The sequence below is a fragment of the Paraburkholderia haematera genome (genome assembly GCF_905220975.1).
Lineage (GTDB): Bacteria > Pseudomonadota > Gammaproteobacteria > Burkholderiales > Burkholderiaceae > Paraburkholderia > Paraburkholderia haematera.
Map to the genome: position 1 here is coordinate 204,015 of NZ_CAJNBK010000003.1, position 12,639 is coordinate 216,653.

Consider the following 12,639-nt stretch of genomic DNA (forward strand, 5'->3'; position numbering starts at 1 on the left):
GCTCATTGCGTCGACTGCGCTTGCGGCTTCAGTTTGAACTTGCCTTGATAGCGGATCGTCGGACGCAGCGATTGCGTCGTCGGCGCTGTCATCAACAACTGACGTGCGAGCGGCGTGGCCGTTGCGCCAAGCGAACCAATGCTGCTTTCACGCGACGGATCGGCCAGACCGTTCTTCACCAGCAGCTTGGCCTCGAGTTGCAGACTGGTCAGCAAAACCGGATCCTTCAGCGCGTTACCCTGCGCCAGCAACTGACTCCACGCGTTGTTGCTGTAGTTCGTCACGTAGTAGTCGAGACCGCTCGGGTCCGCAAGCACGGCGGAACAGCCGTTCAGGCGTACCTGCGTTTGCGTATCTTTCATCGCAATCGTCTTGCGCGAGGTCAGTCCGTCGCCGTAAGCGAGCGTCAACGGAATAGTCCACTGCGTGCCAGGATACGGGTTCTGGTTCGGGAACGGCTGCTGCTTCAACGTCACCACGGTCTGATTGGTCGTCAGATCGCACTGGGTGTCGAGCGAAAGCAAAGGCACGCCGGTTTGCCGCACGAAACTGTCGCCGATCGCGACCATCGGCTCGCCGCTTGCCTTCGCCAGTTCGTCCCACAACCGCTTCGGCGTGCCGTTACCGAGCGCATAGTCGGCCAGATACGACTGCAGCCCTTTGCGCAACACGTCTTCGCCGAGATAGTTTTCCAGCATCTTCAGCACATGGCCGCCCTTGTCATACGTAAAGGCGCTGGCGCTCAGCACGAAGTCGTTCGAGGCCCAGCCATTGAAGTTCGGCTGTACCGGGAACGAGGTGGACTTCAGATCGGCGTTGATCACCGCGTACTTGTTCTTCACGTCGTCGACCAAGCTGAAGCGGTCCGGGAAGAAGCGCACCTTGGTTTTGTTCTCGAAGAATGTCGCGAACGATTCGTTCAGCCACACATCGTCCCACCAGTCGAGCGTGACCAGATCGCCGAACCATTGGTGCGCGGCTTCATGCGTCAAGACCGTCACGCCATAGTCGGACATGGTGGTGCCTGGCGCCGGCAGAATGTCGTCGGCGAATTCGAGAATCGCACCCCAGTTCTCCATCCCGCCGAAGTTCAGATCCTTTTGCTCCTTGAACGCGTCGTTCGCGGCGATCGTGTCGAACTTGGTGAGCGGCAACGGAATACCGGTGTAGCGATAGTAGTAATCGAGCGCCTGCTTGGTCTGCTGCATCGCCGGTTTCGCCCAGTCACGCATGCCGGGTGGCGTGAAGATACGCAGATGCAGACCCTTGTGGTCGGGCAGCGGGCTCGCGAAGTCGTCTTCGAGAATGTCGAATTGACCACCGCCGAAGAAGAGCAGATACGAAGGCATCGGTGGCGTCTTTTCGAACGACACCAGCTTGTAGCCGCTATCCACGTTCACCGCCGGCTTCTCGGCCGCGTTCGACACCACGTTCCAGTTCTGCGGGACTTCCGCGCTTACCTCATACGTAGGCCGGAAAGCCGGTTCGTCCCAGCCGGGAAACCATTGTCGCGCGAGGTTCGATTCCCCTTGCGTGAGAATCGCGCCGCTTGTCGTGCCGTCGGTCGACTTCAGATCGACGCGGAACACGCCTTCCGCAGCGGAACACCCCGGATAGGGATCGTTGCCACAACTGCCGCCGGTTTTGGCGACAGGATCGTCATAAGTCTTGAAGTTGATGATGCCGCTCCACTCCATGTGCAGCGAGTAGTTGCCGGCGGCGATCTGCCCGCTCACGGGCCGAAGCTGGTAGAAATCGCCGTCATCCTGCGGCGTGGCGATCAACTGGATGTTGCCGGGTTGCAGCGTGATCGTGCCGTTTGTGAACTTGATACGGTGCCCGGCAATCGTGATTGCGTTGACGGCCTTCAGCACCTTGATCTGGACGTCCGCGCGGCCGTCAAAGGAAGACAGCGCCGGGTTCGGCCGGAACCACAGCTTGTAGTTGATCGGCGTGACCGTGTCCGGCAATTCGACCGGCGGCACGCTCTTGTTGATCGATGTGTCCGCAACGATCGGCGCGGTAGGCGGCGCGAGCGCCACTTCGGAAGCGGCGGCGGGTGTCTGGGCGGATTTGCCCGTCGGCGTAGGCGAGCCATCTGAACCGCCGCAACCTGCCAGAACCATTATTCCGGCTAACGCCAGGCACTGTATCTGCAATCGGAAATTTATACGCATTATTAATCCTCGACTGACAAAATCGGCATAAAGAAAGTGCGTTGAGTGCTTAAGCTGTGTTTCTCTGTTTTTTCAGCGAAAAGGTCTCCCGCACTAGCGCCGGATTGCTAGCGAGAATATATGGACGTGTTACTACCTCAGCACTTGTGGCTGATTTTTAAATTGACCCACCAAATCATTACAAAGCTTTCAGAAAAGACGGTGTCAGCCGCTTTCCTGCGTTTTGATGCGATCGCTTAACTGACGGACAAAGCAGCGGCTTACCTGCGTCTCCGGGCAGGTGGACAGGAACAAGATCAGTTTTTAGCGACAGTGCGTAGCCTAGTTTGGCAAACGTTCCCGTGTCAACTTCCTTTCACAATCTTTCTTTAACGCGTGCACCGTGTATGCAGATCGAATGGATAGCGTAATCGCCCGAGTTAATACTCTAAGAGGCTCTAACAGTCGAACGCGCACCCATTTCTACGGGAAACTTTATTTTATTGCGGTGCGGAGTGTGATAAGCGATGGGACGGCCGTCATGCGTTTCTAAAATGAACTAGCCGTTGAGTTCACGAAATAAATCAAACCGTTAGCGGATGAAATGTCCGCAAATCGGCATTGCGCTGAGCCGCGTATAGAACGACGACTCGCCGCTTCTCACATTGGCGAATTGATCGGCCGCCAACGCGGAGCCGGTTGCGGCGCCAATCGCAATCAACACGATTGCGATCCGGCGCAGCCACCCGGCCCGGCCGGTCAGCGTGCTCGACACACTGCGCCAACTGGCGAGCAACGCCATGGAAAGCGCAACGATCGCACAACACATGGCCGTACCCTCAGGCGTTGCGTGCAGCGTTTGCGGAGGGCGTCACGGGCCGCACCGGAAACGGATTGCGCCATGCCTCGAAGGCATTCAGTTGATCGTGCCAGCGCCGTACCTCCGGAAATTCGTCGAGCGGGATCGCCGCGCTTTTGGCATAAGGCAGCGACACGGCAACGGAAAAATCCGCGATCGTCAGGCCGTCGCCGAGCAGCCATTTACGGCCTTTGAGGTGCTGATCGAGCAAGGCGGCAAGCTTGCGAAATGAACCCTGCTCCTCGGCAACTTTCGCCGGATCGGGTTCGCCGAGTCCCAACACCGGCTTGATGATGGACTCGAAGTAAAGCGAACCGGCATGCGGATATAAATGATGGCTGTTCCAGCTCAGCCAGCGCATGACGTCGATCTGCCGGCCATCACGCGGCCAGAGGTCGGATTCCGCCCGCTGCGCGAAATGGCAGATGATGGCGTCGGCTTCCCAGAGGCTTTTCCCGCCATCCACGAGACACGGCACCTTGCCGTTCGGATTGATCGCCAGATAGTCCGGCTTCTTGTGTTCGCCCTTTTTCAGATCGACGAAAGCATATTCAATCGGTAAGCCTAAATATTTTGCAACTGCGCACGTTTTTCGTGGGGCCAGCGTTTCGGCGTAATAGAGCTTCATAGTCGACCTCGTCATGAGTTGAATGCGATCCGATGCGTGTCAGCTTCCTTCTTCGATCAGGCGCAGGCTGACCCTGGGTCATTCCTCGTGTCCCTCCACAAAATCGGTCAGCCGGTCGAGGCTCGCGGACCAGAAGCGCTCATAGCGCCTCAACCATGCCATCGCCTCCTCCATCGGCCCGGCCACCAGATCGACCGAAACGGTCCGCCCGTTCTTGGTACGCGACACCAGACCCGCGTCGCTCAGCACGTCGAGGTGCTTCATGACCGCGGGGAGCTTGAGCGGCAGTGGTCGCGCGATTTCCGTGATCGACAGGCCAGGCTCCCGCTCGAGACGAGCGAGGATGGCCCGGCGTGTCGGATCCACAAGGGCGGAAAACGTACGATCGAGTTGACTGACTGGATACTTTGCCATATGGTGAACTATAGGCGGAGCGCGAGCGCTGTCAAGACTTTTTGTGAGCGGCTCACCCTACGCAGAATCCTGTTTGCGGCGTATCGCCAGTCCGTTCTAGACTGCGGTTCGACCACAGTCGAGAGGACAACCCGGTATGGACCTTCTTCAAGGAATGGCGGTATTCAAGCGTGTCGTCGACGCGTCGAGCTTCTCGAAGGCGGCAGATTCGCTGGAAATACCGCGCGCATCGGTGTCGACGCTCGTGCAGAATCTGGAGAGCCATCTGGGGGTGCGCCTGCTGAACCGCACCACGCGAAGCGTGCAGGTCACCGACGACGGCGCGCTCTACTACGAATACTGCGCACGCATTCTGGCCGAGGTCTCCGACGCCGAGTCCGCGTTGTCGAACAAGCGGCTAAACCCGCGCGGCACGATTCGCGTGGACACCTCCGCTACGTTTGCCGCCAACGTGCTGCTGCCCGCCATGCGCGATTTCAATGCGCGCTTTCCTGACATCACCGTGAAGCTCGGACTCGCCGACCGCAATGTCGATCTCGTGCAGGAAGGCGTGGATTGCGTGATCCGGATCGGCGTTCTCGACGATTCAAATCTCGTCGCGCGCCCGATCGGCGGTGTCCGCACGACCGTCTGCGCCTCGCCGGCGTATCTCGACCAGATGGGCGAGCCCACCACACCCGACGACCTCGACCGCCACCGGGCCGTGAATTATTTTTCCGCGCGCACGGGGCGTCTCTATCCCCTCGAGCTTGAAGTGGACGGCGCGTGGATCAGAAAGCCAGTGAACGGGATACTCGCCGTCAACGAGGGACTGGTGTATGTCATGTCCGCGATCGAAGGATTGGGGATCATTCAGGTTCCGCGCTTCATGGTCGCGAAGGCGATCCAGGCCGGCACGTTGCGCGAAATCCTTTGCACCTATCCACGCCCGTGTTTGCCACTCTCCTTGCTGTATCCGCATCGTCGGCTGAGCACGTGCGTGCGGATATTCAGCGAGTGGGTTCACGAACTTGCACAGAATAATCCGGACCTTAACGGCGAGGAATTGCCCGAGGGCGGTGCATCTCGCGCGGCCTACGCGCGCTAGAGACCTGCGCTGAGCCGGCGTCATCCGCACGGGTTTCCTGCGGACGTGCCACACTTAGGGCAGAAGCAGCGCGAACGCCGAAAACCGCGAGAACAATCCGGATACCAGCAGAAGCGGAGGCCAACATGTCATCAATCGAATCCACCCTGTCGGATCTGCCGCCGCGCGCTCCGCTAACCGCCTTCGTGTTTTCCGGCGGAGGCAGTCTGGGGGCCATCGAAGTCGGCATGTTGCGGGAACTGCTCAATCGGGGCACCCATCCGGATTTCGTAGTCGGCGCCTCCGCGGGGGCGATCAATGCCGCCTATTTCGCGGGAATGCCGAATCGTGACGGTGTGGCCATGCTCGAGGCGTTGTGGTGCCGGATCCGCCGGCAGGACATCATGCCGTTCTCAATGTTTGCGCTGCTCGACATCGTGCTACGGCGCCGGCCGCATCTCGTAGAACCGGCCGCACTGCGTAGGCTGCTCGAAAAGAACCTTTCATTTGCGCGCGTGGAACAAGCGGTGTTGCCCTTGCATATTGTCGCCACCGACGTGCTTTCGGGTAACGAAATCGTGATATCGTCCGGCCCGGTGGTCGACGCCGTGTTGGCAAGCGCGGCGATTCCCGGGGTGTTTCCGCCCGTACGAATCGACGGCAGGGATCTCGTCGATGGCGGTGTTGCCAATAACACCCCGATCTCCGTAGCAGTCGCGCTTGGCGCGACCCGAATTATCGTTCTGCCCGCGGGTTTCGCCTGCGCGCTCGAAGCGCCGCCCACCAGCGCAATCGCTCAGGCCACACACGCCCTCACGCTCGTCATTGCACGCCAGCTGGTTCGCGATCTGGAGCACTACGGCCGCCACACCGAGATTTTCGTGGTGCCCCCGGTTTGTCCGCTCGACATTTCACCTTACGACTACACGCAGTGCGATCGCCTGATCGACCTTGCCGCCGGGACAACACGCGCCTGGCTCGATGACGGCGGTCTTGAACGCGCCTTCATTCCCGGCGAATTACGCGAGCATTCGCATGCGACACAGTAACGCCCGCCACCTCCTCAATTTTTTTTGCGGATCCTTGTAAGAATTTCGGATCTGCCTCGACTAAAGCCAGCGTAGACTCTGCCAGCGAGGAATCCAGGGTGAATGACATCAATTTCGAATGTACTGAATGCGGCAAATGCTGCCACGACTTGCGCCTCGCGCTGACGATTGCCGAAGCCGTCGCCTGGCTTGCGCGTGGCGGGAAAATGGAAGTGATCTGCGAGGCCATACCGTGGCCCGTCGAGCCCGAGCCCGGCAATGCGCAAGCCGGGTACAAACGGGCGCGGTCCTCACCGGCAATGAGCGGAAGCCTGCCGGTGCGCATTTCGATCGTTCTCGCCGCGGCATTCAACGGGGCATGTCCCAATCTGCGCGCCGACATGCGTTGCGGTATCTATGAACAAAGACCGCTGGTCTGCCGGATTTATCCCGCTGAGATCAATCCGTTCGTCGAGCTGGTGCCGGAAAACAAGGCCTGTCCTTCCGAGGCGTGGCAGAACAAACCGCTGCAAAGGCAGGGTATCTTCGTCGACGCGACGACTGTCGAACAGATCGAGCAGTCGCGTCGCGCGAATCAGCTCGAGGCGCCGCTGCGCATGCAGGTATGCCTCGAGCTGGGACTGACTACCGCTGCGCTCGCGAACGAAGGCTTTGTCATGTATTCGCCAGATAGCGAAGCACTGTTGAGCGCTCTGCGCCGGATTCACGCGACCGCTCAATCGCAGGAAGCCGCACAGTGGACCTTCGTGTCGAACCGTGCCGAAACCGTTGAAACGCTCCTATCGGTAGGCGCCACTGGTCACCTCGCTGAGCCCACCGCTGCCGGCAATTTCCGGTATCACGGTTTTTTCGCGCCCTCATAGACGCGAATCCACCGGCGCCTTCTCGCAAACAGTCAGACCCCGCCTACAGTCTTGATGCTCTTCCATTGCCCTTGCTGGACCTGGAACAGCGTGTAGGGCGGCTTGATCAGATCGCCGTACGGGTCAAAGGTAATGTTGCCGGTCACGCCGGTGACCTTCACTTTCGACAGGCTGTCGACGATCTTCGCCCGATCGAGCGAGTCGGCGCCGTGAATCGCCTTGATCATGGCGAGCGCGGCGTCATAGGCAAACGGCGCATACAGTTCGACATCCTGATTGAAACGCGCCTTGTAGCGCTTGCCGAACTCCTGCGCGGCAGGCAGCTTGTCGAGCGCCGGGCCGGGTTCCAGATCCTGCGTACCGTCACCCGCGGTGCCGGCGATTTGCAGGAAAGCATTGCTCTTCAGCGCGCCGGCACCGAACAGTTGTGCCTGCATGCCCAGCGAGCGCATCTGTTTGACCAGCATCGCGCCCTGCTCATCCAGACCGCCGAAGAAAATCAGATCGACGTTCTTGCTCTTGAGCGTTGTCAGGATGGCGCGAAAATCCACCGCTTTGTCGTTCGTGAACTCGCGGTCCACTATGTTGCCGTTCGCTTCCTTCGCGCCTTTTTCGAACGCATCCGCGAGCCCTTGCCCGAATGCCGTACGGTCGTCGATGATGCCGATGCGCTTCGCCTTCATCTGCTCCACCACGAAATGCCCTGCCACTACGCCACCAATGCCGTCGTGCCCCATGGTGCGAAACACGTTCTTGAAGCCTTGCTTGGTGAGTTGCGGATTGGTCGAGCCCGGCGTAATCATCGCGACGTCGGCCTGGTGATACACCGTCGACGCCGGAATGCTGCACCCCGAGTTGTAGTGACCGATTACGCCGACCACGCCGTCGTCGACCAGTTTCTGCGCGACCTGAATCGCCACGCGGGGGTCCGCCTGATCGTCCTGCACGTCGAGCACGAATTTGACCGGCTTTCCGCCAATCACCGGATGCCTGGCGTTCTCTTCATCGAGCGCTAATTGAGCGCCGTACTGCAGGTCCTTGCCAACTCGTGCAACCGGGCCCGTCAACGGTCCGACGAAACCGATCTTGACGACTTCAGGATCGGCCGCCCATGCGGACGGCAGAGTCGTGACGAGTGCGCCAACGGCGACACTCAACAGCCAATAGCGGCGATTCATGATGCGCTCCTTGCGAGAGATAACGTCGCGCGATGTGTAGGTTGGCCGATCCGATGCGCGACGCGTCGAATCCGTCCTGCGATGCTAGTCGTGAAGCAAGAAAACCGGCACGGTCAAAGCCTCTATGAAAGTCAAAAGCGCGCTGCCGAATAAGGCGCGAGATCGAGCGGCGGCGCACGCTGCGCGATCAGATCGGCGACGATGCGTCCGCTCACCCCGGCTAGCGTCAAGCCGAGGTGCTGGTGGCCGAATGCGTAGATCACGCGCTCGCTCGCGCGCGAGCGTCCGAGTACCGGCACGCCGTCCGGCAACGTCGGGCGCAAGCCGAGCCAACTGCTATCCGGCGTATCTAGCGCGGGCAAGGCGCGCTTCGACGAAAACGTCAGCAGATCGATCAGCGAGCGGTTGCGCGTCTCGCCGAAACCCGCCAGTTCGACCGTGCCCGCGACGCGCAGGCCATCGCTCATCGGCGTCATGTAGAAGCCGCGCTCGGCCCAGCCGACCGGCCGCGAAACCAGTTGCTGCGCGCCCGGAAAACGGACGTGATAACCGCGCTCCGTATCGAGCGGAACGGGGTCGGCGCATTGTTTGGCGAACTGGGCCGAACGCGCGCCCGTTGCGATCACCACGTGAGCGAAACGTCGCGTGGCGCCGTCGACGCTCAGCGCCGCGCCGTCAGCCGAAGGTTCCACGGCGTGGACGCTCGACCGCACAAGTGTCAAGCCTTGCGCGGCAAGCTGCCCGTAAAGCGTCTGCAGAAAACCGTGCGGATCGGAGAAATGCCAGCTATTGGCGAACAGCACGCCGCGTTCGAATATCGGCGCGAGCGACGGTTCAAGCGCACGGATCTCGCTGCCGCCGAGCACGTTGAACGCAACGCCTAGCTGTCGGCGCAGATCGAGTGCCGGACGCGCGGCGTCGAAAGAAGCAGCATTCGAATAGAGATAAAGACATTCGCGGGACCGGACAAAACGCGCCAGTTCCGCGTTCGCAAGCAAAGGCGCATAACCGTCATGCGCGCGATCGAGCAGCGCGGCGAGCGCGCCCGCGCTTTTTTCGTAGCGCCGCGGCAGCGAGCTCATCATGAAACGCGCAAGCCATGGCGCGAGGTGCGGCAAGTATCCCCAACGCAACCTGAACGGACTGTCGTTCGATAACAGAAAGCGCGGCAAATCGCGGAACACGGAGGGGTTGTTGACCGGAATGCACGCATAGTGCGCGAAGGTCCCCGCGTTGCCGAAGGACGCGCCCTGCCCCACACCGGCCGGATCGAACAGCGTGACTCGATGGCCGTCGCGCATCAGCGCCGCAGCGCTCGCGAGGCCGATGAATCCCGCACCGATGATGGCAATCTCCGACATTACTTGCGCCCTTCCATTGCGCCACCGATACCGTACGGCCCGCTCATCGCGACATCCCGCCCCATTGCCTGCGTGCCGGGTTTCGGCGCGGACGGGGCGTGCGGGGACGGAAGAAAACGCATCGGGACACTCCTTCAGACAGATTCTGGACGCTGTCCGGCGACACCGCGATACGCACGCCACCAGACAAACTCTGGCAATCAGAATCACACAATATTTTTTTGTGTGCAATTAAAACTCACATTGTGTGGCCCTAGCATTTTCCCTGGATGGTCTATGGCGCAATCCTTGCGGACGTCGGCGGGCCGGAGATTAGTCGTTCCGGCACAGCGTTTTTTAGCGTGGCGCAGCCGCTTGTCTGGTATAGAATCGGCAAAATTCCGCACAATCGCGGACAAAGTCGATTTTGTATGGAGACATCTGTTCTTATGGCTTCTGGCAAAGACATAGCGCGTGGGGCCAATGGCGCGCCGGCGCAGACGAAGCGCTCCACGTATGTCGAGGTGTCCAGCTCGATCGAGAACGAGATTCGCAGCGGCGTCTATCCGCCGGGCAGCCGCCTGCCGCCGCAGCGGCAACTGGCGACCGAACTGGGCATCAACGTGTCGACCGTGTCCCGCGCGTACAAGGAATTGCAGTTGCGCGGGCTGGTGATCGGCAGCAAACGGCGCGGGTCGCTCGTCACCGGCGGCGCGATGCCGAGCGTCGAACCGGCGCAGCCGGCCAGCAACGCGGCGATCGACCTGACCGTCAACCGGCCGGCCACCGGCGAATTCCTGAATTGCCTCGCGCGCACGCTGGCGGAATTGCCGCGCGATCCGCGTTACCCGCAATTGCAGGAATACCAGCCGCCGCAAGGACCGGCCTGGGCGCGCGCCGCCGGCGCCCGCTGGATGGCCGCGCCGGGCTTCACGCCGACGCCCGAGCACGTGGTCGTCACGAGCGGTGCGCAGCACGGCTTGTATGCGGTGCTGAACAGCCTGATCGGTACGGACGGCGTGATCCTCGCCGATCAACTCACCTACTACGGGCTGAAAGCACTCGCTCCCGTGTTCCAGTTCGAGATCGTCGGCATTCCGAGCGACCGCGATGGACTCCTGACCGACGAGGTGGAACTTGCCTGCCGGCGCATGCCGGTCAAGGCCATCTTCACGGTACCCAATCTGCAGAACCCAACCGTGACGACGATGAGTCTGGAGCGGCGCATGGCGCTCGTCGACATCGCGCGCCGGCATGGCGTGGCGATCATCGAAGACGATGTATACGGCCCCCTGGTTTCGCACCGGCTGCCCACCATCGCGAGCCTGTGCCCGGAACTGACGTTCCATCTCGCGGCGACCTCGAAGATTCTCGCGCCCGGCCTGCGGCTCGGTTACCTGCTGAGTCCGCCGCACAGTTCCGCGCTGTGTGCGGAGGCGGTGCGCACCACCGCCTGGATGCCCGCGCCGATGTCGATGCTGATCGCTTCGATCTGGATCGAGGACGGCACGGCGCGCCACATCATGGACGCACAGCTAGCCGAAATTCGCGCGCGGCAGGATCTGGCGCGCGAGTTGCTGCCGCAGGAATTGCTGCAGACCGATCCGGCGTGCATGTTCGTGTGGCTCAAGCTGCCGCCGCCGTGGCGTGCCGACGACTTCGCGGCGAATGCGAAAGCGCGTGGCGTGGTGGTGATGCCTTCGTCTGCGTTTGCCGTGGACAGGTCGGAGATCGAGCACGGCGTACGGATCAACCTCGCATGCGCGACGAGCCGCGATCAGCTCGTGAGTGCGTTACGACTGTTGACGGGCACGCTGAAGGATCGTCCCCGCGCGCTGTTCGGTACGATCTGAAATCAGGACATCTCGAATCCGCTTCAAATCGAATTAAATTCTTCAACGGCCAAAGGAATAAACCCGCCACGCGGCACGTTCATTCACCGCAACGACCATCGGTCATAAGCGAGGTGCGGTCATGAAGTCTGTGCTTAACGTGTTGAGCGCCATGGCGGGCGGCGTGGCATTGATGAGTCTTGTCGCATGCGGGGGCGGTTCGGGATCGATCACCGCTCAGTCGTATGCGGCCAGCGCGCTGGTCTCCGACGGCGCGGTCTCCGCCCCCCACACCGACGCAAATCTGAAAAAACCGTGGGGCATCGCGTTCAATCCAAAGGGCTTTGTCTGGGTTGCCGACAACGGGACCTCCGTCGCCACACTCTATGATGGCAACGGCGTGCCGCAATCGCTAGTCGTCAGCATTCCGAATAGAATCAGCGGACCGGCGAATCCGACCGGCATCGTGTTCAACGGCACCACGGATTTTTCGGTCACTCAGGGCGGCAAGACCGGCGTGGGCGTCTTTATCTTTTCCGGCGAAGGCGGCACGATCACCACGTGGGCGCCGGCGGTCGCGCCCACGACCGCGATCGTCATGTTCGACGACGGTACGGGTGGCGCGGTCTACAAGGGGCTCGCGCTCGCCAGCAATGGCGCGGCGAACTTTCTCTATGCCACCGACTTCCATAACAACAAGATCGACGTGTTCGACAAGAACTTCGCGAAGGTCGCGCTGCCCGGCAAGTTTCAGGACACTTCGCTGCCGGCAGGCTTTGCGCCGTTCGGCATTCAGGCGATCGGTTCGAAACTCTTCGTGACCTATGCCAAACAGAACGCGGTTGCACATGACAATCTCGCCGGTGCCGGGCTCGGCTTCGTCGACGTATTCGATATGGGCGGGAATCTGCTGCAGCACTTCGCGTCGGCCGGTGCGCTGAACGCACCGTGGGGCGTCGCCCAGGCGCCGGGCAACTTTGGCCGCTTCAGCGGCGACATATTGATCGGCAATTTTGGCGACGGCACGATCAACGCCTTCGATCCGGCAAGTGGGCTATCCCTCGGCAGCGTCAAACTGCAGAACGGAACCACGTTTGTGCAAGCGGGGCTTTGGGGTATCGCGTTCGGCAACGGGCTCGATAATCAGCCGGTTAACACGCTGTTTTTTGCTGCGGGACCTAATGACGAAGCAGACGGGGTTTATGGCCGCATCGACGTGAAAATGTGAACGGCGGCCGCGCGCGCGTTGGCGGC

At 61.0% G+C, this 12,639-nt stretch carries 12 protein-coding genes; 5 read left to right on the forward strand and 7 right to left on the reverse strand.

From position 1 onward, the window contains the following. Positions 1 to 2: 2 nt before the first annotated feature. From KHO23_RS08220 to KHO23_RS08235, 4 genes are all read right to left on the reverse strand, one after another. Positions 3 to 2,177, reverse strand: coding sequence for a M1 family metallopeptidase (locus KHO23_RS08220; protein WP_211610512.1), 2,175 nt, complete (start codon positions 2,175 to 2,177; stop codon positions 3 to 5). Positions 2,178 to 2,748: 571 nt separating this feature from the next. After that, entirely contained in the window at positions 2,749 to 2,985 is a 237-nt protein-coding gene (locus KHO23_RS08225; protein WP_211610513.1) for a hypothetical protein, read from the reverse strand. 10 nt (positions 2,986 to 2,995) lie between these two features. Continuing rightward, positions 2,996 to 3,643: a glutathione S-transferase family protein gene (locus tag KHO23_RS08230; protein WP_211610514.1), complete on the reverse strand. Its 648-nt coding sequence runs from the start codon at positions 3,641 to 3,643 to the stop codon at positions 2,996 to 2,998. A 78-nt stretch (positions 3,644 to 3,721) separates the two neighbouring features. Then, positions 3,722 to 4,057 (reverse strand): ArsR/SmtB family transcription factor, encoded by a 336-nt coding sequence (locus tag KHO23_RS08235; protein ID WP_211610515.1) that lies wholly within the window; start codon positions 4,055 to 4,057, stop codon positions 3,722 to 3,724. A gap of 136 nt (positions 4,058 to 4,193) precedes the next feature. On the opposite strand from KHO23_RS08235, the gene KHO23_RS08240 reads away from it, so the two are divergent. The 3 genes from KHO23_RS08240 (at position 4,194) to KHO23_RS08250 (ending at position 7,035) form a co-directional block, all read left to right on the forward strand. Beyond that, complete coding sequence (locus KHO23_RS08240) at positions 4,194 to 5,144, forward strand: LysR family transcriptional regulator (RefSeq protein ID WP_211610516.1); 951 nt, start codon at positions 4,194 to 4,196, stop codon at positions 5,142 to 5,144. A gap of 125 nt (positions 5,145 to 5,269) precedes the next feature. Then, positions 5,270 to 6,172 carry a patatin-like phospholipase family protein gene (locus KHO23_RS08245; RefSeq protein ID WP_211610517.1) on the forward strand — a complete coding sequence of 301 codons (903 nt, stop codon included), beginning with the start codon at positions 5,270 to 5,272 and terminating at the stop codon, positions 6,170 to 6,172. Positions 6,173 to 6,270: 98 nt separating this feature from the next. Continuing rightward, on the forward strand, positions 6,271 to 7,035 hold the full coding sequence (locus KHO23_RS08250) for a YkgJ family cysteine cluster protein (RefSeq protein WP_211610518.1): 765 nt from the start codon (positions 6,271 to 6,273) through the stop codon (positions 7,033 to 7,035). 32 nt (positions 7,036 to 7,067) lie between these two features. On the opposite strand, the gene KHO23_RS08255 is transcribed toward KHO23_RS08250, so the two are convergent. The 3 genes from KHO23_RS08255 to KHO23_RS35390 all read right to left on the reverse strand — a co-directional run bounded on the left by KHO23_RS08255 (position 7,068) and on the right by KHO23_RS35390 (position 9,696). Then, positions 7,068 to 8,213 (reverse strand): branched-chain amino acid ABC transporter substrate-binding protein, encoded by a 1,146-nt coding sequence (locus KHO23_RS08255; RefSeq protein ID WP_211610519.1) that lies wholly within the window; start codon positions 8,211 to 8,213, stop codon positions 7,068 to 7,070. A 131-nt stretch (positions 8,214 to 8,344) separates the two neighbouring features. Further along, the gene (locus KHO23_RS08260) at positions 8,345 to 9,574 is read right to left on the reverse strand and encodes an NAD(P)/FAD-dependent oxidoreductase (protein ID WP_211610520.1); all 1,230 of its coding nucleotides are present in this window, start codon (positions 9,572 to 9,574) and stop codon (positions 8,345 to 8,347) included. After that, a complete protein-coding gene (locus KHO23_RS35390; protein ID WP_268963880.1) occupies positions 9,574 to 9,696 on the reverse strand; it encodes a hypothetical protein in 123 nt (40 codons plus the stop codon). The genes KHO23_RS08260 and KHO23_RS35390 overlap by 1 nt, the downstream gene beginning before the upstream one ends. A gap of 306 nt (positions 9,697 to 10,002) precedes the next feature. On the opposite strand from KHO23_RS35390, the gene KHO23_RS08265 reads away from it, so the two are divergent. Together KHO23_RS08265 and KHO23_RS08270 are read left to right on the forward strand one after the other, a co-directional pair. After that, the gene (locus KHO23_RS08265) at positions 10,003 to 11,406 is read left to right on the forward strand and encodes an aminotransferase-like domain-containing protein (RefSeq protein ID WP_211610521.1); all 1,404 of its coding nucleotides are present in this window, start codon (positions 10,003 to 10,005) and stop codon (positions 11,404 to 11,406) included. A 121-nt stretch (positions 11,407 to 11,527) separates the two neighbouring features. After that, positions 11,528 to 12,613 (forward strand): TIGR03118 family protein, encoded by a 1,086-nt coding sequence (locus tag KHO23_RS08270; RefSeq protein ID WP_211610522.1) that lies wholly within the window; start codon positions 11,528 to 11,530, stop codon positions 12,611 to 12,613. Positions 12,614 to 12,639 lie beyond the last annotated feature (26 nt).

Coding starts and splice junctions, on each gene's coding strand:
- KHO23_RS08220 (WP_211610512.1), bottom strand. CDS start 2,177: ATGCGTATAAATTTCCGATTGCAGATACAGTGCCTGGCGTTAGCCGGA.
- KHO23_RS08225 (WP_211610513.1), bottom strand. CDS start 2,985: ATGTGTTGTGCGATCGTTGCGCTTTCCATGGCGTTGCTCGCCAGTTGG.
- KHO23_RS08230 (WP_211610514.1), bottom strand. CDS start 3,643: ATGAAGCTCTATTACGCCGAAACGCTGGCCCCACGAAAAACGTGCGCA.
- KHO23_RS08235 (WP_211610515.1), bottom strand. CDS start 4,057: ATGGCAAAGTATCCAGTCAGTCAACTCGATCGTACGTTTTCCGCCCTT.
- KHO23_RS08240 (WP_211610516.1), top strand. CDS start 4,194: ATGGACCTTCTTCAAGGAATGGCGGTATTCAAGCGTGTCGTCGACGCG.
- KHO23_RS08245 (WP_211610517.1), top strand. CDS start 5,270: ATGTCATCAATCGAATCCACCCTGTCGGATCTGCCGCCGCGCGCTCCG.
- KHO23_RS08255 (WP_211610519.1), bottom strand. CDS start 8,213: ATGAATCGCCGCTATTGGCTGTTGAGTGTCGCCGTTGGCGCACTCGTC.
- KHO23_RS08260 (WP_211610520.1), bottom strand. CDS start 9,574: ATGTCGGAGATTGCCATCATCGGTGCGGGATTCATCGGCCTCGCGAGC.
- KHO23_RS35390 (WP_268963880.1), bottom strand. CDS start 9,696: ATGCGTTTTCTTCCGTCCCCGCACGCCCCGTCCGCGCCGAAACCCGGC.
- KHO23_RS08265 (WP_211610521.1), top strand. CDS start 10,003: ATGGCTTCTGGCAAAGACATAGCGCGTGGGGCCAATGGCGCGCCGGCG.
- KHO23_RS08270 (WP_211610522.1), top strand. CDS start 11,528: ATGAAGTCTGTGCTTAACGTGTTGAGCGCCATGGCGGGCGGCGTGGCA.